This window comes from Streptomyces sp. NBC_01224, assembly GCF_036002945.1.
Lineage (GTDB): Bacteria > Actinomycetota > Actinomycetes > Streptomycetales > Streptomycetaceae > Streptomyces.
Genome location: NZ_CP108529.1, coordinates 3,516,534 through 3,538,063 on the forward strand (window position 1 = coordinate 3,516,534; position 21,530 = coordinate 3,538,063).

Sequence of the window (21,530 nt, forward strand, 5' to 3'; positions counted from 1 at the left end):
GTACATACAAGGGGCCGCCAAGTGGTATAGGCGGCCCCGTTGTTGTTCCGTACTGATCGTCAGACGGTCACCCGGCCGCCTGAGTTGCCGGGAGTTGCCGGGGATTGCCAGGTTCCCGAAGGCGCTTACGCCTCGCCCGTGAGCTTACGGGTGTGCAACTGACGGGCCACTTCCGCGATCGATCCCGACAGGGACGGATACACAGTGAAAGCGTTTGCGATCTGTTCCACTGTCAGATTGTTGTCGACCGCGATCGAGATGGGGTGGATCAACTCGCTCGCCCGCGGCGCGACGACACAGCCGCCGACCACGATGCCGGTGCCGGGCCGGCAGAAGATCTTGACGAAGCCGTCGCGTATGCCCTGCATCTTGGCGCGCGGGTTGCGCAGCAGCGGCAGCTTGACCACCCGTGCGTCGATCTTGCCGGAGTCGACGTCGGCCTGGCTGTAGCCGACAGTGGCGATCTCGGGGTCGGTGAAGACGTTCGAGGAGACCGTCTTCAGGTTCAGCGGGGCCACCGCGTCACCGAGGAAGTGGTACATCGCGATCCGGCCCTGCATGGCGGCGACCGAGGCGAGGGCGAAGATCCCGGTGACGTCACCGGCCGCGTAGACACCGGGGGCGCTGGTGCGGGAGACCTTGTCGGTCCGGATGTGGCCGGACTCCTTGAGCCTGACCCCGGCCTCCTCCAGGCCCATGCCCGCGCTGTTCGGGATCGCGCCGACCGCCATCAGGCAGTGCGAACCGGAGATGACCCGGCCGTCGGCGAGGGTGACCTCGACCCGGTCGCCGACGCGCTTCGCCGCCTGGGCGCGGGAGCGGGCCATGACGTTCATGCCGCGGCGCCGGAAGACGTCCTCCAGGACGGCGGCCGCGTCCGGGTCCTCACCCGGCAGCACCCGGTCACGGGACGAGACGAGGGTGACGCGTGAGCCGAGCGCCTGGTACGCGCCCGCGAACTCGGCACCCGTCACGCCGGAGCCGACCACGATGAGCTCCTCGGGAAGCTCGTCGAGGTCGTAGACCTGGGTCCAGTTCAGGATGCGCTCGCCGTCGGGGAGCGCATCCGGAATCTCTCGGGGGTGGCCACCGGTCGCGATCAGCACGGCGTCGGCGGTGAGCGTCTCCTCCGTACCGTCGGCGGCGGTCACGACGACCGTGCGGGAGCCATCGGCGGCCTGGAGGCCCTTGAGGCGGCCGCGACCGCGCATCACGCGCGCCCCCGCACGGGTGACGGAGGCGGTGATGTCGTGGGACTGGGCGAGCGCCAGGCGCTTCACGCGCCGGTTGACCTTGCCGAGGTCGACGCCGACGACACGGGCCGCCTGCTCGATGTGCGGCGTGTCGTCCGCGACGATGATGCCCAACTCCTCGTACGAAGAGTCGAAGGTGGTCATCACCTCTGCCGTCGCGATCAGGGTCTTCGAGGGCACGCAGTCGGTGAGCACGGACGCGCCGCCGAGGCCGTCGCAGTCGACGACGGTCACCTCCGCGCCGAGCTGGGCGCCCACCAATGCCGCCTCGTACCCGCCGGGTCCGCCGCCGATGATCACGATCCGGGTCACGAAAAGTCCGCCTCGCGTGTGTCATCCCGCGGCCGTCTGCTGCCCCGGCCGGGGGTCCGGGGGGTCGCCCCGGGGAATGCAGTACGTACTTCATTGTCCCGCACGCGCCAAGGTGCTTCGCCCCGGGGCCCTCCATACGTGCGCCGGGGCGTGCGCGACGGGGTTCCGGGACGGTGAGCGGAACACCGTGCGGAACCCCGTAAGGGGTCTTCCTCACAGGAATCGACGTTCCGCCCACCGCCTCCCGTACCCTCGACCCCATGTCGCTCTACGCCGCGTACGCCGGCAACCTCGACGCGCGGCTGATGACGCGCCGCGCACCGCATTCACCGCTGCGCGGCACCGGCTGGCTCAACGGCTGGCGGCTGACCTTCGGCGGAGAGCAGATGGGCTGGGAGGGCGCGCTCGCCACGGTGGTGGAGGCCCCCCGTTCCCAGGTCTTCGTGGCGCTCTACGACCTGGCGCCGATGGACGAGGACTCCATGGACCGGTGGGAGGGCGTCGGCCTCGACATCTACCGGCGGATGCGGGTGCGTGTGCACACCCTGGACGGCGAGGAGCCGGCCTGGATGTATGTGCTGAACGGGTACGAGGGCGGGCTGCCGTCCGCCCGCTATCTGGGCGAGATCGCGGACGCCGCGGAGTCCGCGGGCGCGCCGCACGACTATGTGATGGAACTGCGCAAGCGTCCCTGCTGACCCGCCGAACCAGCACTTTTGTGTGAATGTACGAGGAAGCCTGTGCAGACTCTACGCATGGGCATCTACGCGCGTAGGGAATCACCGGCTACCCTCATCCGCGTGAACGCATCAGTTATTCCGGACAACATCCAGGGCGACCCGCACGCCGCCGCCGCCGACGCCGCCGCCCGCCTGCGCGAGCTGACCGGTGCCGAGACCCACGACGTCGCGCTCGTGATGGGTTCCGGCTGGGCACCTGCGGGCGATGCGCTCGGCACTCCGGAGGCCGAGTTCCCGGTGACCGACCTGCCCGGTTTCCCGGCGCCCGCCGTGCAGGGGCACGGCGGCACGATCCGCTCGTACCGGATCGGCGAGAAGCGAGCCCTGGTCTTCCTCGGCCGCACGCACTTCTACGAGGGCCGCGGCGTCGCCGCCGTCGCGCACGGGGTCCGGACGGCCGTCGCCGCCGGTTGCAAGACCGTCGTCCTGACGAACGGCTGCGGCGGTCTGCGCGAGGGCATGCGCCCCGGGCAGCCGGTCCTGATCAGCGACCACATCAACCTGACCGCGGCGTCCCCCATCATCGGCGCCAACTTCGTCGACCTGACCGACCTGTACTCGCCGCGGCTGCGCGCGCTGTGCAAGGAGGTCGACGAGACCCTCGAAGAGGGTGTGTACGTGCAGTTCCCCGGCCCGCACTACGAGACCCCGGCCGAGATCAACATGGTCCGTGTCATGGGCGGCGACCTGGTCGGCATGTCCACCGTGCTGGAGGCGATCGCCGCACGGGAGGCGGGCGCCGAGGTGCTGGGCATTTCGCTGGTCACGAACCTGGCGGCGGGGCTGAGCGGGGAGCCGCTCAACCATGAAGAGGTGCTGCAGGCGGGGCGGGATTCCGCTACCCGGATGGGGACGTTGCTGGCACGGGTGCTTGAGCGGATCTGAGCCGGGGGTGAGGGCCGCAGGGTGCGGGTTCCGGGTGGGCGTGACGCCTGCGGCGGCCTGTTCCCCGCCCCGCCCCTTCCCGAACCGGGGCTCCGCCCCGGGCCCCGCGCCCCGGACGCCGACGAGCTGGAAAGCAAGCCGCTCCGGCGATTGAGCAGCGGGGGTCCGGGGGCAGCGCCCCCGTAACCCACCCCACCCCGCAGAAAGGCGGACACCGTGCAGCAGGACCTCATCGCGCAGGCCAGGGCATGGCTCGCGGAGGACCCCGATCCCGAGACCCGTGACGAGCTCGCCGAGCTCATCGACACCGAGGACCTCGACGAGCTCGCCGCACGGTTCGCCGGCACGCTGCAGTTCGGCACGGCCGGGCTCCGCGGTGAGCTGGGGGCCGGGCCGATGCGGATGAACCGCGCGGTCGTCATCCGCGCCGCGGCCGGACTCGCCGCCTACCTCAAGGCCGAGGGACAGACCGGCGGGCTCGTCGTCATCGGATACGACGCCCGCTACAAGTCCGCCGACTTCGCCCGCGACACCGCGGCCGTGATGACCGGCGCGGGCCTGCGCGCGGCGGTACTCCCCCGCCCGCTCCCCACTCCTGTGCTGGCGTACGCCATACGGCACCTGGGCGCCGTCGCGGGCGTCGAGGTGACCGCCAGCCACAATCCGCCGCGCGACAACGGCTACAAGGTCTATCTCGGCGACGGCTCGCAGATCGTCCCCCCCGCGGACGGTGAGATCGCCGCCGCGATCGCCGCGGTCGGCCCGCTCGACGGCGTGACCCGCCCCGACGACGGCTGGGAGACCCTCGGTGACGAGGTCCTGGCGGCCTACCTGGCCCGTACGGACGCCGTGCTCGCCACAGGGTCACCGCGTACCGCCCAGGTCGTGTACACCGCGATGCACGGCGTCGGCACCTCCGTACTGACCGCCGCCTTCGCCCGGGCCGGGTTCCCGGAGCCCGTGCTCGTCGCCGAGCAGGCGGAGCCCGACCCGGCGTTCCCCACCGTCGCCTTCCCCAATCCGGAAGAGCCCGGCGCGATGGATCTCGCCTTCGCCACCGCACGCCGCACGGACCCCGACCTCATCATCGCCAACGACCCGGACGCCGACCGCTGCGCCGTGGCCGTGCCGGACGCCACCGCGGACGGCGGCTGGCGAATGCTGCGCGGCGACGAGGTCGGCGCGCTGCTCGCCGCGCATCTGGTCGCCCGAGGCGCCACCGGCGTCTTCGCCGAGTCGATCGTGTCGTCGTCGCTGCTCGGCCGGATCGCCGAGAAGGCGGGCAACGGGTACGAGGAGACGCTGACCGGCTTCAAGTGGATCGCCCGCGTCGACGGCCTGCGGTACGGGTACGAGGAGGCGCTCGGCTACTGCGTCGACCCGGAAGGCGTACGCGACAAGGACGGCATCACGGCCGCCCTGCTCGTCGCCGAGCTGGCCTCCATGCTCAAGGAGCGGGGCCGTACGCTCCTCGATCTCCTCGACGACATCGCGGTCGAGCACGGGCTGCACGCCACCGACCAGCTGTCGGTACGGGTGGAGGACCTGTCGGTCATCGCGGACGCCATGCGGCGGCTCCGCGACCAGCCTCCGACCGCGCTCGCCGGCCTCGCCGTCACCTCGGCCGAAGACCTGTCGGAGGGTACGGAGCAGCTGCCGCCCACCGACGGGCTGCGCTACCACCTCGACGGCGCCCGGGTGATCGTCCGCCCGAGCGGCACCGAGCCGAAGCTCAAGTGCTACCTGGAGGTCGTGGTGCCGGTCGGTTCGGCGGACGAGCTGCCCGCGGCCCGCACGAAGGGTGCGGAGCTGCTCGCCGGGATCAAGCGGGACCTGGCGGCGGCGGCCGGGATCTGACCTGTTGTGACCGCCGGCTTCACGTACGCATCGGATACGTGAAGCCGGTGTCCGGGCCCACGCAGGACCGGAGCGTCAGGTCACCCCGGTACAGGCCGTGGGCCGGGGTGCCGCGGCCCGGTGCGAGGTGGCGCGCGTACACCCGGTACCGCAGGACCTCGCGCGGCGTCTCGACGCTCACCACCGTGCCGGGGGTTCCGGGGGCGCCGCCGGGTCCGTGGCGCGGCCGCACCCGGTGAGCGCGGCCGGCAGCAGAAGTGGAAGAGCGAGCGCGGCGGGCCCGCCGGGTGTCATCCGAAGCGGCCGTTCACATAGTCGGCGGTGCGGGCGTCCTGAGGCGAGTCGAACATGTCGTCGGTCGTTCCGTGCTCGACGATGACGCCCGGCGTGCCCTGCTCGGCCAGGAAGAACGCACAGTGGTCGGAGACCCGTGCCGCCTGCTGCATGTTGTGCGTGACGATGACGATGGTGACCTCCTCCTTGAGGTCGGCGATGGTCTCCTCGATCCGGCGGGTGGAGGTCGGGTCGAGCGCGGAGCAGGGTTCGTCCATCAGCAGCACTCGGGGGCGTACCGCCAACGACCTCGCTATGCAAAGGCGTTGCTGCTGGCCGCCGGAGAGTGCGCCGCCGGGCTGGCGGAGCCGGTCCTTGACCTCGCGCCACAGTCCGGCCTTGGTCAGGCACTCCTCCACGAGGTCGTCCCTGCCGTCCCTGGCCGCCTTGATGCCGTTGAGTTTCAGGCCCGCGAGGACGTTGTCGTACAAGGACATGGCGGGGAACGGGTTGGGCTTCTGGAAGACCATGCCGATCTCGCGGCGGGCGCGGGTGATGCGGCGGCCGCGGTCGTAGATGTCGTCGCCGTCGAGCAGCACCCGGCCGGCCAGCGAGGCGGAGCCGATCAGTTCGTGCATCCGGTTGAGGATGCGCAGGAACGTCGATTTGCCGCAGCCAGACGGGCCGATGAGGGCGGTGACCTCCAGGGCGGGCATGTGCAGGGAGACCCGGTCCAGGACCTTGTGGTCGCCGAACCAGGCGGAGACCGCTTCGGCTTCGAGGGTGGCGGGGGAAGCGGTGCCGGTGCGCGGCCGGTTCGCCGATGCGGCGGGCAGTGGAATGGTCTCGGTCATCGCGGTCTGTCAACTCCTGTGTTTTCAGAGCAGGTTGGGGAGGAGGCGGGTGGCGGCCGACGAGACGGCGAGGCCCAGTGCGGTCAGGACGGGGCCGGCGGTGATCCAGGTCTGCCAGTGCCCCCAGACCCGGTGCAGCCAGACCGTGAGGAGCGCGGCGGCCAGCAGAGCCTGCGACCAGAGGAAGACCGCGAGCCAGGCGCCGCCCTCCCCGCTCTCCCCGCCGAGCGCCTCCTCTGCCGGGCCGATCCAGCCGAGGCGGACGTAGCGGGCCGGGCTGGGCTGGACGGGGGTGGTGAGCTCGGCGTCGACATACAGCACGCCCGTGGGGGTGTACGGGCTGCCGGAGGCGGTCATGAGGGTGAGCCGGCCCCGGGCCCCGGCGGGTGCGGGGAGCTTGTCGCCGGAGCGGCGGACGCCCAGGACCGCGTACACCGCCTTGCCCTGACCGGTTGTCACCTCGATCGTCGCGCCGGCCGGAAGCTTGGACAGAGCGTTGAACGGGCTGCCGTACCCCCACTGACGGCCCATGATCACGCTGGTGCCGGCCTGGCCCGGCAGCGGAGTGTCGCGGCGGTGGCCGGGCCCGGACGTCAGGACGCCGGACGTGGTGCCCTCGCCGACGACCTCGCGCAGACCGAGGACGGGGATGCGAAGGAGTGCGACGGGGGCGCCCATGGAAAGGGGCTTGTCGTCGAAGGTGCGCTGGCCGACCGGGGCGGTGCCGAGAGCGAGTTGCCTGCGGAGCTCGTCGAAGGCGGTCTGCTGGTCGCGGGCGTGCTGGAGGTGTCCGACGACCGTGAGATCGGCGGCGAAGCCGAGGAGCACGGCCGCGAGAACGCACAGCGCCGCTCCGGCCAGGGCGAGACCGGGGTGGGCGGCGGGGGGCCGGGATGTCCCTGCGGGGCCGGGCACAGGTGGGGCGGGGGCCACCGGTGGGGGCGGAGTCAGCACGGTTGTCACGTCGGATGCACTCCTCGTCGGACGGGATGAAGGGGCGGGGCGGGGGCCGCGGCCCCCGTCCCCGTACGTCAGAACTGGAGCAGGCCTCTGCGCCGGGCGTGCATCACGAATGCGGCGCCGAGGCCGCACAGGGAGAGCGCCGCGACGCCGAGCGCGAGGGCGCTGGTGCCGGTCGAGGCGAGCGGGCCCGTGGCGGAGCCGCTGCCGTCGCCGCCGGTGGACGGGCCCTCGGTGCCGCCGCCGTCCGCCCCGGCCGTCGTACCGCCGTCGTCCGCGCCCGCCGAGTCGCTCGGGCTGGGGTCGGGCCCCGGTGCCTCGCCGATGGCGAAGAGGAACTCGACGCTGTGGCCGTCGGCCTTGTCCTCGGCGAGGGTGAGCGTGTACGAGCCGTCCTCGATGCCGTCCGGGACGGTGAACGCGTAGGCGGAGACGGTCCCTTCGGCATCGGCGGCGGCGTCGGGGAAGGTGGCCCCGCTGTCGGCGAGAGTGACCTTCACCTTGGCGTCCTTGGTGTAGCCGCGGGCGGTGATGAGCACCTTCCGCCCTGCGGACAGCGTCGGGTTGACGTCGAGGGCCTTGCCGTCCTCGTCGGTGACGTCGAGATCGGCGGGCGCGCTCGGGGCCGGGCTGCCGGTGTCGCTCGGGTCCGGGGAGGGCGAGGAGCCGGCCTTGGTGACGGTGTAGGCCACAGCGGTGGAGACGGACTCCGCGTACGCGCCGGTGTCCGCCGGGATGAACTTCGCGGTGATCGTGTGCGCGCCCTCGGCCAGCGCCTGTGTCTTCAACTCGGCCGCCCCGGAGGCGACATCGGCCTTGGCCAGCTCAGTGGTCCCGTCCAGAAAGGCTACTTGTCCGGCCGCGGCCGGGGGCGTAACGGCGGCCGTGAGCTTCACCTCGGCACCGGCGGGGGCGGTGGTGGCGGGGGTGGCGGTGAGGACCGTGGCGGTGGGCGCGGCGGCTTTGAGGGTCCAGGAGTCGCCGGTGACCTGGACCTGCGCGGGGAAGTATTTGCTCCCCACATTCGCCGCGGTGCGGCACATGAGCCGGATGTCGTAGGTGCCGTCGAGCGACCCGGTGAGGATCTTGGTCCGCAGCTGGAATTCCAGCGACGTGCCGGTGGCGATGTCGGTACTGAACGGCCCCTGGTCGAAGGGCGCGCCGACTGCCGTCCTGCCCAGGGGCAGCAGACCGGTTGGCCAGGCCAGGTTCAGCGAAACCTGCTGTGCGTTGGCAGACAGGCAGGGGCCGTCCGTCGTCACCCTGGGGAATGTGGGGCTGTCGGCGATCTTCCCGGACGTCACCGGGAACGTCAGTTTGCCCAGCGCGTCATCGGCGCGCGCCGACGGTGCGAGGCCGAGGACGGTTGCCGCGGCGGCGAGCAGGAGTGAGCAGCAGAGCAGCAGAGCGGCGGGAAGTCTCGCTGGTGCGAGGTGTCTCATGGTGGTGGATCCCCCCAATGGGATGCGGTGGCAGCGAATACGCCGGGGGGCCGGGCACCCTGGGGGTGCCCGGCCGTTGCGCGGTTACGGGGTGGTGTTCAGCTCTCGCCCTTGAGGTCGGTGTTGCCGCAGGTGGCGATCGCGCCGAAGCCGTACGTGTTGATCACGGCGGTCTGCGCGCAGACCTTGGACGTGGATCCGACGAAGGCACCGGCGAGCGTCGGGTCGGTCAGCTTGGCGGTCGGGACGACGTTGTAGACGTCACGGTTGAAGGGGAAGGCGGTGTTGAGGGTGCCGTCGGCCAGCTGGGGCTGCACCCCGTCGACCGAACCGAGCACGGCGTCCCCGCGCCGGTCGTCGACGCCGACGATCTCGTTGCCCTGGGCGATGTACTGCGCGATGGAGTACGGGGCGATGTCGCCCGCGCTGTCCAGCGCCTGGCCGTTGTGCTCCTGGACCGTGTCGTCCACACAGGTGCCGAAGGTGTCCTCGGTGAGGCCCAGCCGGCCCAGGAAGAAGGACCGGGTGCCGGAGCCGGACTGGGGCAGCAGCGGGGTGAGCGTCACACCGTTGAGGGAGGTGGTCCGGCAGGTGTAGATGGAGACAAGCTGCGCCTTCGTCAGCGCCTTGGGCAGGGCGCTGTCGCCGCGTACGGCGAACGTCACCGCGTCCTTGCCGAACGGGATCCAGGTCAGGTCGGTGGTCGAGCTGTCCGCGACACCGCGCGAGGAGCGGGCGAAGTCCAGACATCCGGTGTTGTTGTCGACGGCGTTGCGCAGCGCGTTGATGCCGGCCGAGGAGCCGTTGGGCCGGGCGATCTCGCAGCCGGTGGCACGCGTCTTGACCGGCGAAGTGCCGGTGGCGTTGTACGAGGCGATGAGGGCGCCGCTGTCGACGGCGGTGCCCAGGCCGTTCACGACGTCCTGTGTGGTGTCGGAGCCGACGCCGGCGAGCACCCGGTACGTGCCGGGGGCCGGGTCCGCCGATGCGGGGATCGCCATGGCGCCGAGGGCGAGGGCTGCGGTACCGACAACGGCACCGATGCGTGCGCGGGACTTGACGTTCACTTCTGTTCTCCTCCGTGCATACGGATACGAGGAATGGAAGGAATGGACGCTCAAGCAGAATTCTGAATTCTTTTTCCACCGGCCCGTCGACCGGCCACCGATAACTTTTCCGTATCGGGTCTTCGGCGACCACCAACGGCGACGGTTGATCAGGTTACGAAATGCTTTACGAGGTGACACCTGGAGAACTCAGCCGACCCGGACGGATTTCCGTACCGAAAAGCGGAGCAGAATCGGACCGGAAAGACCCGCGATTCCGCCCGCGAGCAGCACTCCGATGAGCACCCAGCGGACGATCCCGAGGACCGTGGAGGGGGTCAGTCCGCCGGACTCGGCAACGTTCTGCCGCTCCGGGGCGGCCGGGTTCACCGAGGGGGCGGACCTGTCCGTGGTGTCGGGATTCGCGGTGTCACCGGCGGCGCCGCCCGCGGCCGCAGCGCCACCGGCGCTTCCGGTCCCGCCGCCGCCCGCTCCAGCCGGTCCGCCGGCCGAAGCGCCGGAGCCGCCCGGGCCGCCCGGACCGGCGTCCCCGTCGGAGGACTTCGGGTTCTGCAGCCGGTCCGCGGCGGCGCGCGCCTCGTCCCGGAGCGCCGCGGGCAGCGGCGCGTATCCCGGCGGGAGCTGTCCGGGCGAGACGCCGGGGCTCTGGCCCGACCCTGCCGCGTACCGGATCAGCGAGGCGTAGTCCCTGCGCTCGTCCGCGCCGGTGCTCGTGTACGCGCCCGCGTAGACGACCGAGGTCAGCGGGTACGCCTGCCCCTTCGCGCCGCCCGGGTTCGGCGCGAGCACGCCCGGTACGGCCGAGTCCTTCATGGCGGCGACGCCCGCGAGGAGGGAGGCGGAGGTGGGCTGGACGAAGGCGCCGTCGGCGTTGCGCAGGGCCGCGGTCTGGAGCCCGTAGCGGGCCGCGGAGGCCGCGTCGACGATCGCGAGGACCATGCGCTCGCCGGAGAGCGGCGGCGTGTTGACCAGCTTGGCCGGTGAACCGTTGCCGCCCGCGGACGGGGTGGTCGTGGCGCCGTTGTTGCCCCGGCGGGTGCGCAGTGCGCCCTCGTGCATGTCCTGGACGTACGGGGCGACCTCGATGGTTCCGTACTCCAGGCTCTCCTCACCGACGGTCACGACCGTGCGCGTCGGGTCCGCCTTGGGGAAGTCGGACACGGTCGTGTCGGTGTCCAGGCCGAGTTCCTTGAAGTACGGGTTGATCTTCGTACCCCAGGGGTCGGGAGTGCCGGCCAGGAATTCCCGCGCCTCGGCGTCAGACCGGAGCCACTTCCACAGCATTTCGGTGGTGTCGGAATTCGACAGCTGCACCATGAGGCTCATCGGCGGCTGATTGTAGCTCTGCCAGTCATTGAAGGCCGGATTGAGCTGTTTGAATTCTTCGTCGTGGAACAGGCTGAGCGGATTGCCCTCGATGTGTTCGAGGACGGTCCGGCCTCTGCGTGTCACATCTCTCTGATACGAGGAAGTGAGCAGTTTGGCGAGCAGTCTGGGGGTGAGTTTCATCGAGGTGAGCTGTCCGGAGCCCGGAATTTCGACGAAGAAGCCGACCGCCAGAGCGCTGACCGCGACCGGGGCGTGCACGGCGGTCTCGGTCGCGCCGCCCTCCGGCGGCCGCAGCGGGTCGACGGTGAAGGCCAGCCCGGGCGCCCCGGAGGTGGGCTGGGTGATCGTCTGCCGTGCGATCTCCTCACCGCTCTGGCTGAATGCGAACTTCACACCGCCGGCTCCCGCGCAGATGGTCGACTGCCACGAACTCATCGCATCGGTGACCAGCTCCGAGCCGATCACCCGGCGCTCCACCCGGTCGGCGGGGCAGGTGTTGCCCACCGGCTGGAAGTCCAGTGGAACCACCAGGCGCCGGGCCCAGTTGGAGGTGGTGAGGGGCGATGAGTCCAGCCGTGTGCCGGAGCCACTCGCGCCATCCACGTCGTGCTCGCCACGCGGTACGACGACCAGCCAGCAGGAACGTCCCTTGACCACACCGGACTTCTTCACCGGGTCGCCGCAGCCGAGCTGCGAGGCCTCCTGCGCGGTCTGCATCTGGAAGGTGAACTCCCCCGTGCCGTCCTCGTGCGTGACCGCGTACGGCTCCTCGTTGGTGTCCAGCGTGCTGAAGTAGGTCCAGTCGCGCGATCCGGTGGTTTCCGGCCCGCCGTCGGCGGGCCGGAACGGAACGTAGGACTCGCCGCTCGGCCCGTTGTGCACGTACTCCTTCTCGGCGGGATCGGGGATGCCGTCGATCTGACGCAGTCCGGTCCAGTTGCCTCCCTGCGCCTGCGACGTTCCGCCGCCGCCGAACTGGCACTGCTCGCGCGAGGGCCCCTCGGAGCTGTCGCCCCAGCACTGCATGATCTGGAGGTAGTTGTGGCGGAAGCCGGTCTCCGTCGGCTTGCCGCCGGTCCAGGTGATCCGTACGCCCTGGGCCCGCAGCTGCTTGGTCTGGTGGACGGTGACCTTGAGCTTCGAGAAGTCGTCGTACGTGCCCTTGCGGCCGGTCACGGTGACGGCGGAGCCCGTCGCCGCCTGGGCGGGGGCGGTGGTGGCGGGCAGCGGCAGCAGGGCCACCACGAGGGCGGCGAGCAGCGCCCCTGCCCCTGTGACGATGCGTCGGTTCTTCATCGCAGAGTCCCTTCCTTGCGGCGGCCCCGCGCGACGAGGGCCCGCGCGGTGAGGGGTGGTCCGACGACCACGCCGAGCAGCAGGAGGGCCGACAGGGCCATCAGCACGCCCCGCAGGCCCGGAGAGTCACCAGCGGCGAGTGTGACCGGGTTGCCGACGACCGAGGCGTCACCGGCACCGGCTCCGGTGGAGTCGTTGCTGATCAGTTCGCCGGTGTCGGGGTCTATGACGCCGCCGGACGAGCTGCCCGCCGTACCACCCGAGGCCCCGTCCGTACCGGACGATCCGCCGCCGGACGATCCCGCGGTCGTGGCGCCGCCGGACGAGCTGCCCGAGCCACTTCCCGTACCGCCACTGCCTCCTGAACCGCCGCCGGACGCACCCGGGTTGACCCGGGTCTGCTGCTTGGCGCCCGCCGTGCCGTCCGCGCACTGCTGCGGGCCCCGCTTGTCGCAGGCCTTCGGGTACGGGGCGTTCTCGGCGAGCGTGTTGGAGCCGTCCGAGGAGAAGGTGGGGTTGCGGCACTTCTTGATGTCGATGCTGCCGGTGGGCGCGCCCGGGATCCGGCGCACCTGGGCGAAGCCCGCCTCGACGAGGTTCTTGGGCAGTGGCGAGTAGCCGAGCTCCTCGGCCTGCTTCTGTCCGTCGCAGAGGAAGTAGTTGGCGAAGGTGCCGAGCGTCCTGCCCTTGGCCTGGGTGAACGGCTGCTCGGTCGACGTAGGCACGACCATGTAGCTGTAGGAGGAGAGCGGGTAGGTGCGGCGGTCGGCGGAGCGGTAGACGCCGTCGAGGATCTGTGTGAGGTAGTTCTCGGAGTTCTTGTCCTCGTTGATCCGGGCCCTCATCAGGGCCACGGCGACGCTGGAGGCGGTCGGCTCCACGTAGTAGCCGGCCGCGTTGAGCATCTTCGCCACCGGGAAGCCCGTGTTCATCGCGTACGAGTACTCGACGTAGGTGATCGCGCCTTCGGCGTGCCCCTGCTTGGTGTAGCCGGAGACGCCCAGCGAACCGGATTTGGCGATGTGCGAGGAGCCGGGCACGACGGGGAAGTACGAGGTCATGCCGCAGGGCGTGGACCGGCCCGCCCGCTTGCAGTAGTCGTCCCACAGACCAGCGTGTTCCTTGGCCATCCAGGTGGTCAGCTGGGCCGTCGTGCCGGAGCCGTCGGAGCGTACGACGGGGATGACGCGGCGGGCGGGGAGAGTGAGCCCGGGGTTGTCGGCCCGGACCGCCGGGTCGTTCCACATGGTGATCTTCCCGGTGAAGATCTCCGTGATGACCTCGCCGGAGAGCCGCAGGTTGGTGACCTTCTTGCCGCCGATCCTGAGGTTGTACATGAAGGCCGTGCCGCCGGCGACGATCGGCATGTACGCGTAGCCGCGCTTGGGAGGCGCGTCCCGCATCCCGGCCTCGGTCAGCCCGTACGGGATCTCGGAGACCGCGAAGTCCGCCGTGCCGTTCTTGAACTGCTCACGGCCGACCGAGGAGCCGACTGCCTGGTAGTTGACGGTCATCCCGCTGTTGGAGGCGACATTGCGGCGCCACTGGTCGAGCGCGTTGGAGCTCCACGTCGAGCCCGCACCGCTGATCTTGGTGTACGAGGCCGCCTGGGCGGCGGGCGGATGAAGGGCGAGCAGCGCGCACACCAGTGCCGCCACCGCCATGGTCAGTCGGGAGACGGTTGCGGGTCTCACTGCTCACTCCTCGTTTCCATGGGTATCTCGGACTTCGCCCGCGCGGCGAACCGTTCGGCGTCACGGCGTGAGGCCAGCACCCGCCGGTGTTCCTGACGCTTTGTCAACCGACCGGCTCCGCGCCCGCCGATGACCCTGGCGACGATGAACAGCAGCAGGACGAGTGCCATCAGGACCGCCGCCGTACCGAAACCGCGGGCGATCATCGTGGGCTCGGGCGACTTGACGAACTCGAAGGTGGCCAGCGGCAGTGAGACCTGCGGCCCGGACAGCGGATCGCCGTTGAGCTCGGCGGTGAATCCGGCGGTCAGCAGCACGGGCGAGGTCTCGCCGACCCCCCGCGCGGTCCCGAGGATGACGGAGGTGGTCAGCCCGGACCTGGCGGTCGGAAGCACCACGTGCCAGACGGTGCGCCAGCGCGACGTGCCGAGGGCGTACGAGGCCTCCCGCAGCGTCCCCGGCACCAGCCGGATCACCACGTCGGCCGCCCTGATGATGATCGGCAGCATCATCACGGCGAGGGCGAGGGACGCGGCGAGCCCGGACCGGTCGAAGCCGAGGGCGAGGATGACGGTCGCGTAGATGAACAGGCCCGCGACGATCGACGGCAGCGCGGTCATCGCCTCGACGACGGTCCTCACGAACCGGGCGAAGCGGCCCGGCACTTCGTTCAGGAAGACCGCGCAGACCATGCCGGACGGCACCGTCAGGGCGAGCGCGATGGCGATCTGCTCCAGCGTGCCGACGATCGCGTGCAGAATGCCACCGGCCGAGAGCGGGTCCAGCGGGCCGGCCTTCGCCATGTGCTGGGTGAAGAAGTTCAGGTGCGGCAGCGCCCTACGGCCCTCCCACAGGGTGAAGACGACGACGAAGGCGAGCGCGACGACCATGACCAGGCCGAGGCTCTGCACGACGACGGCGGCCAACCTGTCGCGTACCGCCGGGCCGTTCTCGTCGAACGAGACCAGCAGTCCGTACAGGGTGAGGAACAGCCCGTACGCGAGGACCAGGAAGCCGACGGTCCCGCTGAACGGCAGCAGCCGGGCGAACAACAGCCAGGTGATCGAGAGCGCGGCTGCCGCTGCGCCCAGCAGCGCGTACACATCGGTGGCGCGCAGCAGTGTCAGGGAGCGCCGCCGCTCCCCCACGGACCGCGCCGCCTCGGCCACGGCGGGCCTCTCGGGTGCGATGGTCATCTGCTCTGTCCCCTCATTCACTCGCCGCGCCGGACCGGCTGCGGGCGACGATCGACGACGCGGCGAAGTTGACGACGAGCGTCATCAGAAAGAGCGCGAGGCCTGCGGCCATCAGGGCCGACATGCCGAACTCGCTGGCCTCGCCGTAGCGCAGGGCGATCAGCGCGGCGACCGAACTGGCCCCGCTCTGCAGCACATGCCACTGGATCTCGAAGACCGGCGAGATGATCAGGTAGACCCCGATGGTCTCGCCCAGGGCCCGCCCGAGACCGAGCATGGTGCCGCCGATCATGCCGCCCTTGCCGAACGGCAGGACGACGCTGCGGATCATGCCCCAGCGGGTGGCCCCCAGCGCGTACGCGCCCTCGCGCTCGCCGACCGGCGCCTGGGAGAACACCTCACGCATCACCGAGCAGGCGATCGGCGCGACCATCAGCGCCACGACGACCCCCGCGACCAGCGTGGAGGACGTGTAGACGCTCTCCGGTGCGAGCGGATCGGACGGATCGGCGCCGTCCACGTGGAAGAGCGGGATCCAGCCCAGATAGGTCGCGATCCAGCGAGCGGTGGGGAGGATCTTCCCCTCGAAGAAGAACAGCCCCCACAGCCCGTAGACGACGGACGGCACCGCCGCCATCAGGTCGACGACGCTGATCAGCGTGCGGCGCAGCCGGGGCGGTGCGTACTCGGAGATGTACAGCGCCCCGCCGATCGCCAGCGGTACGGCGACGGCGACGGCCACCAGCGCGATGAGCACCGTCCCGACCAGCACGGCGGCGATCCCGAAGCGGCCGGCGTCCGGCTCCCAGGCCTGTGTCGTCAGGAACGACCAGCCCGCCCGGGACAACGCCTGCCAGGCCCGGTAGAGCAGAAACCCGCCGACCAGCAGCATGACCGCGAGCACCAGCCCGCCGCCGCTGCGGGCCACCCCCCGGAAGACGCGGTCGGGCAGCCCCGGGTCCGCGTACAGCCTCCGAGGCAGGTCCTGCGCCTCGGTCCCACTCGTATCTCTCGTCACGCGGTCGACGCTGACGGCGCGTCATGGACATGCGCGCTCCGAGATGTGAATGAGGTGTGCCCTAAAGGCAACTTCCGGTGACACCCCCCATCTCACCGAGCAGCGCGCGGAACCGTTCGTACGCCGCCCGGCAGGTCGAGTGCCGTTCGTACGCCCGCGCCGAAACGACGGTGGCCCGGCCGTCCCGGTCCCGGAGTAACCACATCCAGCCATTGCCCTCCGGTGTGTGCTGCACCCCGCCCACCAGCCCCTGCTGCCCGGCGCACAGTTCCTCGAACGCGGCACGGCACTCGCCGTACTCGCCGTACGAGAGCGCGGAGACCGCGACCACGCGACCGTTCTGCGCGATCATCCGCCAGCCGTATCCGCCGTCCGTGTCGATATCGATCCGGCAGCGCGCACCACTGGTGTCCGCTCTGCCGGAACCGCCGGTATCCGTCATCTCGCCCCACCCCCCGCCGCCCGCATCGGAAGTCGGGGCGGCACGCGCAATGTATGGAGACGGACGTGACCAGTGGGACCGGAAACCGGCGACACGGTCGGCTTTCACGCGGAAGTTGCCCGTAGGGCGCCCGGCATACACAGAGGTGTTCCGCGCGCCGGACGCGACGCGGCGAACGAACAGAGGTCTTACTGCCCGCTGATCGTCTCCCCACGGGAGAGCCCCTGCCCAACGGCGTCCAACGCCGGGGCGATCACGGCGAAGGCCCGGTCGGTCAGTTCGGCGGGGTCCTCGGCGCCGTCGCTGCCGCTCCACCGTTGCAGCACGGCGTCGAAGGCGGCCAGCGCCATCCCGGCGGCGAGCTGCGGGTACAGATCGGTGTCGGGGTCGAGCCCCAGGCGGCGCGCCAACTCCGCCGTCAGGTCGTCGCACCACTGCGCCCGGCGCTCCAGGAAACGGGCGAGCAGGGCGGGGGTGCGCAGAATCAGCTGAACCACCGGCAGCGCACGTTCCGAGTGGTCGCCGCAGGCGGCGATGGAGACCCAGACTGCGTGCCGCAGCGCCACGGAGGGCCGTTCCTCGATGGGGCGGGCCGCCAACTCTGCGCGAATGCCGGTGCCCATGTCGGCCAGGAACTGGACGACCACGTCCTCCTTGGACGCGAAGTACCGGAAGAACGTCCTCTTGGACACACCGGCGGCGGTCACGATCTCGTCGACGGTGACCACGTCGAAGCCCTTCAGCGCCAGCAGTTGGAGCGCCGCTTCGGTCAGCTCGTTCGAGACGAGCTGACGTTTGCGCTGGGCCATGCTCACTTCGGGGCGGGAACTCACCGGAGCATCGTAACGCCATGCCCTGCATGACACTCAGGCGCATCTTGACACCAAGTGCCACTAACGGCAATCTGTGCCGAATGACAGAGCAGCAGCGCTGGACTCCTGATCAGATCCCGGACCAGACCAAGCGGGTGTTCGTCGTCACCGGTGCCAACAGCGGCCTGGGCCTGGCGACCACCCGGGCGCTCGCCCGCCGGGGCGGGCACGTGATCCTTGCGGTGCGCGACGAGGGAAAGGGCCACCGGGCCGTCGCAGAGATCACCGCCGAGCAGCCGAGCGCCGACCTCGAAGTGCGCCGCCTCGACCTGGCCGATCTCGACTCGGTGCGGGCCTTCGCCGATCAGTTGCACACCGATCACCCAAGACTGGACGTGCTCGTCAACAACGCCGGCGTGATGGCACCGCCTCGATCGCTGAGCGAGCAGGGCCACGAGCTGCAGTTCGCCTGCAATCATCTCGGCCACTTCGCGCTCACCGGCTTGCTGCTCGATCTCCTGGCCGCCGGGCACGACCCACGCGTCGTCACGGTGAGTTCGATCAACCACCGGCAGGGACGCATCCACTTCGATGACCTCGGTGGCGAGCGCAGCTACAAGCCCATGGCCTTCTACAACCAGTCGAAGCTCGCCAATGCCGTTTTCGGACGGGAACTCCACCGACGGCTGACCGAAGCCGGCAGCCCGGTGCGCAGCGTGCTCGCCCATCCCGGCTATACCGCCACCAACTTGCAGACGAGTGCGCCGATCGGTCTGTGGCGAGTGGTGTTCGGCCGCATCGGCAACCCTCTGTTCGCCCAGCCCCCGGCCCACGGCGCACTGCCTCAGCTGTACGCGGCGACCGACCCGAGCGTGGAGGGCGGCCAGTTCATCGGCCCGGACGGCCTGGCCGAACTGCGCGGCGGACCGACGCGGGTCCGGTTGTCCCCCACGGCATCCGACGCCGAGACCGGCCGTCGGCTGTGGGAAGTGTCAGAAGAACTGACCGACGTAAGGTTCGTGTTCCCGACGCCTGTCTGACCTGTTCAGCTGCCGCATCGTCTGCACTGCGGCCTCGGCCCGCCCACCGTCGCCACCGGCGGCGTGGAGCTGGTTGCCCAGCACGCTCCCAGCGACCGGCCAGGGCCTGCACCCGTGGGTCGCCGACGAGGGCGTCGTCCCGCACGTGCTGCAGGAGTACCGCTACGAGCCCGGCCCATTCGGTCTCGGCTGCTTCGATGACCTTCGGGCCGAGTGCGGATCTGCACACGACCGGTTGCTCCCACGCGCACAACCACTACTGCCCGGGGTTGCGAAGAGGCAGGTGTCTCCGCTCCAGAACCGGGCTCGGTCGTGTCCACCGTCTCCGGCAAAGGTGACGGTGGAGTGCACGCACCCTCCGTCTCGGGTGCGCGCACTCCGTCGAGCAGCGAAGCCCCGCTATCGGGCTGGGCCAGGCCCCGACCGGGCGTCAGTTCTTGACCGGCCACTCCAGCGGGTCCTTGTAGAAGCCCTGGCTCAGTTCGACCGCGGCGGCCTGCTGGCCCTCGGGGATCAGGAAGGCGGTGCAGATCTTCTCCGACTGTCCCGGGCTCAACTTCTTGCCGGTGTCGGGCGCCGGGCAGTTCGGCCACTTGGCGTCACCCATGATGACGATGAGGGCCTTGGTGCGCTCACCCTTGTCCGTCTTGACGACCAGGTCGTCGTCCATGTCGCCGACTTCCATGGGCTTGCCGCTCTTGTGGGTGAGGGTGGACCACACGTACACGGGGACCTTGGGGGCCTCGTCCTTGCCCTTCTCCAGGCCGGAGTTGTCCATGTCGGCCTTCGTTCCGGTCTGCACCTTCGTGGGCGTGACCGTGAACTTGCTGTCCTTCGAGTTCTGCATGGTGCTTTCCTGCGGCGGGCTGGCCTCGCCCAGACGGTAGCTCGTCCTGTCCTCCGACGAGGAGCTGGAACTGTGGCCGCCCTTCGCCGAATCCGAGTCGTTGCAACCGGTCAGCACCACGGCCAGCGCCAGAGCGCCCACAGCCGCCGGCACAGCACGATTCCACGTATGCATCTTCGATCTCCCCGTTGAAGCATTCCCGTTGCCCGGCCGGGCGGCTGAGCCCCCACAGCCGGCGCATGTTCAAGCGCACGATCTTGTCAGATGGGAACCGTCCGCTCGCGGCAAGGGGGCACCTGCCGCACCGGATCGTGACAGTCGCGCTCTGCGTGCAGCATTCACTGGCGGCATCCAAATGATTAGGTAGACTGGTCTACCTAATCATGGGAGAAGGAGCAGGCATGACTGACGCGAGGGCCGCCGGAAAACAGCCGGGAAAGCGGCGGCAGGGGCCTGCGCGCGGGCGGATTCTTGAGGCCGCGGCGCGACGGTTCTACGCCGACGGTGTGGCGGCGACCGGGATCGACACGATCACCGCCGAGGCCGGTGTGGCGAAGATGAGCCTCTACAACAACTTCGCCTCCAAGGCCGACCTCGTCTCCGCCTACCTCCAGGCCCGGCACGAGGAGTGGCTCGGCCTCTACCGGCGGCGCCTGGCCGACGCGCAGGGCCCACGGGAGGCCGTACTGGCCGTCTTCGATGCCTACGCCGACCATGCCGGTCTCGCCTACGAGCACGGCTTCCGCGGATGCGGGCTGCTCAACGCGGCCGCCGAGCTGCCCACCGGACACGAGGGCCGGACGGTGGTGCGCCACCACAAGGAGGAGGTCGAGAGCCTGCTCGCCACCCACCTCCAGGAGCTGCTGCCCGGCCAGGACGAGAAGGCCCGCGCCACAGCGGAACACCTGGCGTTCCTGCTCGAAGGGGCCATCGTGCGCGCGGGCCTCGAAGGAGACGGCGTACGCATGCGGCGCGCACGCGACATGGCGGCGCGCCTGGTGGACGGCCTGTGATGGAGCGCGCCGGTCGCACTGCGGCCGGACCGGGGGCAGGCGCACTCGCCGTGCTGCTGGCCTCGGTGCTGTGGGGCACCACAGGCACTGCGGCAACCTTCGCACCACAGGTGGGGCCGCTGGCGATCGGTGCCGCGGCGATGGGCCTGGGGGGGCTGCTGCAGGCTCTGATGGCCGGGCGTCGCATCGCGCAGGCCCGCGCGGCGCTCAGGGCGCAGTGGCGGATCGTGCTCGTCGGGGGATCGGGCGTGGCTCTGTATCCGCTGGCGTTCTACACCTCCATGCATCTGGCCGGTGTCGCGGTGGGAACGGTCGTGTCCATCGGTTCGGCCCCGCTGGCATCGGCCTTGATCGAGCGGATCGTCGACCGGCAGCGCCTGTCCCGGCGATGGATGACCGGTGCCGCCCTCGGGGTGGCCGGCACCGTGCTGCTGTGTGCGGCCGAGGCCGCGCAGGGCGGTTCCGGAACCGGTGCGGGGTCTGCCGGGCAGACCGTCGCCGGGGTGGGGCTCGGGCTGGTGGCGGGCGTGACGTACGCCGTGTACGCGTGGGCTGCGCATCGCCTCATCACACGCGGCGTCACCTCGCGCGCGGCCATGGGAGCGGTGTTCGGACTCGGCGGGCTGATGCTCGTGCCGGTGCTGCTGGCCACCGGCGCACCGCTGGTCGCCTCCTGGACGAATGCGGGCGTCGGCCTCTACATGGCGCTGGTGCCGATGTTCACCGGGTACGTCCTGTTCGGGTTCGGCCTGTCCCGCATTCCCGTCAGCACCGCGACGACCCTGTCCCTGCTGGAGCCCGCCGTAGCGGCTGTGTTCGCGGTCCTGGTCGTGGGCGAACACCTGCCCGCCCTCGGCTGGGCCGGGATCGTGCTCGTCATCGCCTGCCTCGGTGTGCTGACCGTCCCCTCCCGGCGTCTGCGAGCGACTCGCCGTGCCACCGCGGGGAAGCCGATGGTGGAATCGGCGGTCTCGGCGGCGTCTTCGGACTGTGTCGCGCGCGCCCGAGACCACCTCGCGGAACTCCTCCCGGAACCCCCGCCTCCCGCCGTTCCGCCTCAGAACCGGACCGGTGGGCCCACCGGGTAGGTGTCGCACACTTGAGCTGGTCTCGACGGTCACCAGCGGCACGGGCGTGCATGTGTGCGCGTACCGGCCGGCCACTAAGGGTTGGGCCGGGAGGACGGGGCTGCTCTGCGGC

Annotated in this window: 19 protein-coding genes; 6 read left to right on the top strand and 13 right to left on the bottom strand. The window is 70.6% G+C overall.

The genetic code is table 11. The features are described from left to right. Window positions 1-125: 125 nt before the first annotated feature. Entirely contained in the window at window positions 126-1,565 is a 1,440-nt protein-coding gene (locus OG609_RS15180; protein WP_327273313.1) for an NAD(P)H-quinone dehydrogenase, read from the bottom strand. Between the two features lie 260 nt (window positions 1,566-1,825). Here OG609_RS15180 and OG609_RS15185 point away from each other — a divergent pair, with 260 nt between their 5' ends. The 3 genes from OG609_RS15185 (at window position 1,826) to OG609_RS15195 (ending at window position 5,047) form a co-directional block, all read left to right on the top strand. Then, complete coding sequence (locus OG609_RS15185) at window positions 1,826-2,263, top strand: gamma-glutamylcyclotransferase (protein WP_072486709.1); 438 nt, start codon at window positions 1,826-1,828, stop codon at window positions 2,261-2,263. 102 nt (window positions 2,264-2,365) lie between these two features. Further along, window positions 2,366-3,190: a purine-nucleoside phosphorylase gene (locus tag OG609_RS15190; RefSeq protein WP_327273314.1), complete on the top strand. Its 825-nt coding sequence runs from the start codon at window positions 2,366-2,368 to the stop codon at window positions 3,188-3,190. Between the two features lie 216 nt (window positions 3,191-3,406). Then, window positions 3,407-5,047, top strand: a complete 1,641-nt coding sequence (locus OG609_RS15195) for a phospho-sugar mutase (protein WP_327273315.1) — start codon at window positions 3,407-3,409, stop codon at window positions 5,045-5,047. Window positions 5,048-5,066: 19 nt separating this feature from the next. Here the strand turns inward: OG609_RS15195 and OG609_RS15200 are convergent, their stop codons facing one another. The 11 genes from OG609_RS15200 to OG609_RS15250 all read right to left on the bottom strand — a co-directional run bounded on the left by OG609_RS15200 (window position 5,067) and on the right by OG609_RS15250 (window position 17,427). Further along, window positions 5,067-5,279 (bottom strand): hypothetical protein, encoded by a 213-nt coding sequence (locus OG609_RS15200; protein WP_327273316.1) that lies wholly within the window; start codon window positions 5,277-5,279, stop codon window positions 5,067-5,069. Between the two features lie 58 nt (window positions 5,280-5,337). Beyond that, window positions 5,338-6,174: a phosphate ABC transporter ATP-binding protein gene (locus OG609_RS15205; protein WP_327273317.1), complete on the bottom strand. Its 837-nt coding sequence runs from the start codon at window positions 6,172-6,174 to the stop codon at window positions 5,338-5,340. Window positions 6,175-6,198: 24 nt separating this feature from the next. After that, complete coding sequence (locus OG609_RS15210) at window positions 6,199-7,137, bottom strand: sortase (RefSeq protein ID WP_327273318.1); 939 nt, start codon at window positions 7,135-7,137, stop codon at window positions 6,199-6,201. A gap of 68 nt (window positions 7,138-7,205) precedes the next feature. Then, on the bottom strand, window positions 7,206-8,576 hold the full coding sequence (locus OG609_RS15215) for an Ig-like domain-containing protein (RefSeq protein ID WP_327273319.1): 1,371 nt from the start codon (window positions 8,574-8,576) through the stop codon (window positions 7,206-7,208). A gap of 98 nt (window positions 8,577-8,674) precedes the next feature. Beyond that, window positions 8,675-9,643, bottom strand: coding sequence for a hypothetical protein (locus OG609_RS15220; RefSeq protein WP_327273320.1), 969 nt, complete (start codon window positions 9,641-9,643; stop codon window positions 8,675-8,677). A gap of 189 nt (window positions 9,644-9,832) precedes the next feature. Further along, window positions 9,833-12,268, bottom strand: coding sequence for a hypothetical protein (locus OG609_RS15225; RefSeq protein ID WP_327273321.1), 2,436 nt, complete (start codon window positions 12,266-12,268; stop codon window positions 9,833-9,835). After that, window positions 12,265-13,962: a phosphate ABC transporter substrate-binding protein PstS gene (gene pstS / locus OG609_RS15230; protein WP_327273322.1), complete on the bottom strand. Its 1,698-nt coding sequence runs from the start codon at window positions 13,960-13,962 to the stop codon at window positions 12,265-12,267. The genes OG609_RS15225 and pstS overlap by 4 nt, the downstream gene beginning before the upstream one ends. Next, on the bottom strand, window positions 13,959-15,158 hold the full coding sequence (gene pstA, locus OG609_RS15235; RefSeq protein ID WP_327273323.1) for a phosphate ABC transporter permease PstA: 1,200 nt from the start codon (window positions 15,156-15,158) through the stop codon (window positions 13,959-13,961). Before pstA ends, pstS begins: the two co-directional genes overlap by 4 nt. Window positions 15,159-15,171: 13 nt before the next feature. Continuing rightward, window positions 15,172-16,176, bottom strand: a complete 1,005-nt coding sequence (gene pstC / locus OG609_RS15240) for a phosphate ABC transporter permease subunit PstC (protein ID WP_327273324.1) — start codon at window positions 16,174-16,176, stop codon at window positions 15,172-15,174. A 61-nt stretch (window positions 16,177-16,237) separates the two neighbouring features. Further along, the gene (locus tag OG609_RS15245) at window positions 16,238-16,618 is read right to left on the bottom strand and encodes a hypothetical protein (RefSeq protein ID WP_327273325.1); all 381 of its coding nucleotides are present in this window, start codon (window positions 16,616-16,618) and stop codon (window positions 16,238-16,240) included. A 188-nt stretch (window positions 16,619-16,806) separates the two neighbouring features. Continuing rightward, window positions 16,807-17,427: a TetR family transcriptional regulator gene (locus tag OG609_RS15250; protein WP_327278060.1), complete on the bottom strand. Its 621-nt coding sequence runs from the start codon at window positions 17,425-17,427 to the stop codon at window positions 16,807-16,809. Window positions 17,428-17,531: 104 nt separating this feature from the next. Between OG609_RS15250 and OG609_RS15255 the strand changes: the two genes are divergently transcribed. Next, window positions 17,532-18,470, top strand: a complete 939-nt coding sequence (locus OG609_RS15255; RefSeq protein WP_327273326.1) for an oxidoreductase — start codon at window positions 17,532-17,534, stop codon at window positions 18,468-18,470. A 430-nt stretch (window positions 18,471-18,900) separates the two neighbouring features. Here OG609_RS15255 and OG609_RS15260 read toward each other — a convergent pair whose 3' ends face one another. Next, window positions 18,901-19,470, bottom strand: coding sequence for a hypothetical protein (locus OG609_RS15260; RefSeq protein ID WP_327273327.1), 570 nt, complete (start codon window positions 19,468-19,470; stop codon window positions 18,901-18,903). Between the two features lie 248 nt (window positions 19,471-19,718). Between OG609_RS15260 and OG609_RS15265 the strand changes: the two genes are divergently transcribed. Both OG609_RS15265 and OG609_RS15270 read left to right on the top strand, forming a co-directional pair. Continuing rightward, on the top strand, window positions 19,719-20,330 hold the full coding sequence (locus OG609_RS15265) for a TetR/AcrR family transcriptional regulator (protein WP_327273328.1): 612 nt from the start codon (window positions 19,719-19,721) through the stop codon (window positions 20,328-20,330). Next, window positions 20,330-21,418: a DMT family transporter gene (locus tag OG609_RS15270; protein WP_327273329.1), complete on the top strand. Its 1,089-nt coding sequence runs from the start codon at window positions 20,330-20,332 to the stop codon at window positions 21,416-21,418. The genes OG609_RS15265 and OG609_RS15270 overlap by 1 nt, the downstream gene beginning before the upstream one ends. The last annotated feature ends 112 nt before the right edge of the window (window positions 21,419-21,530 follow it).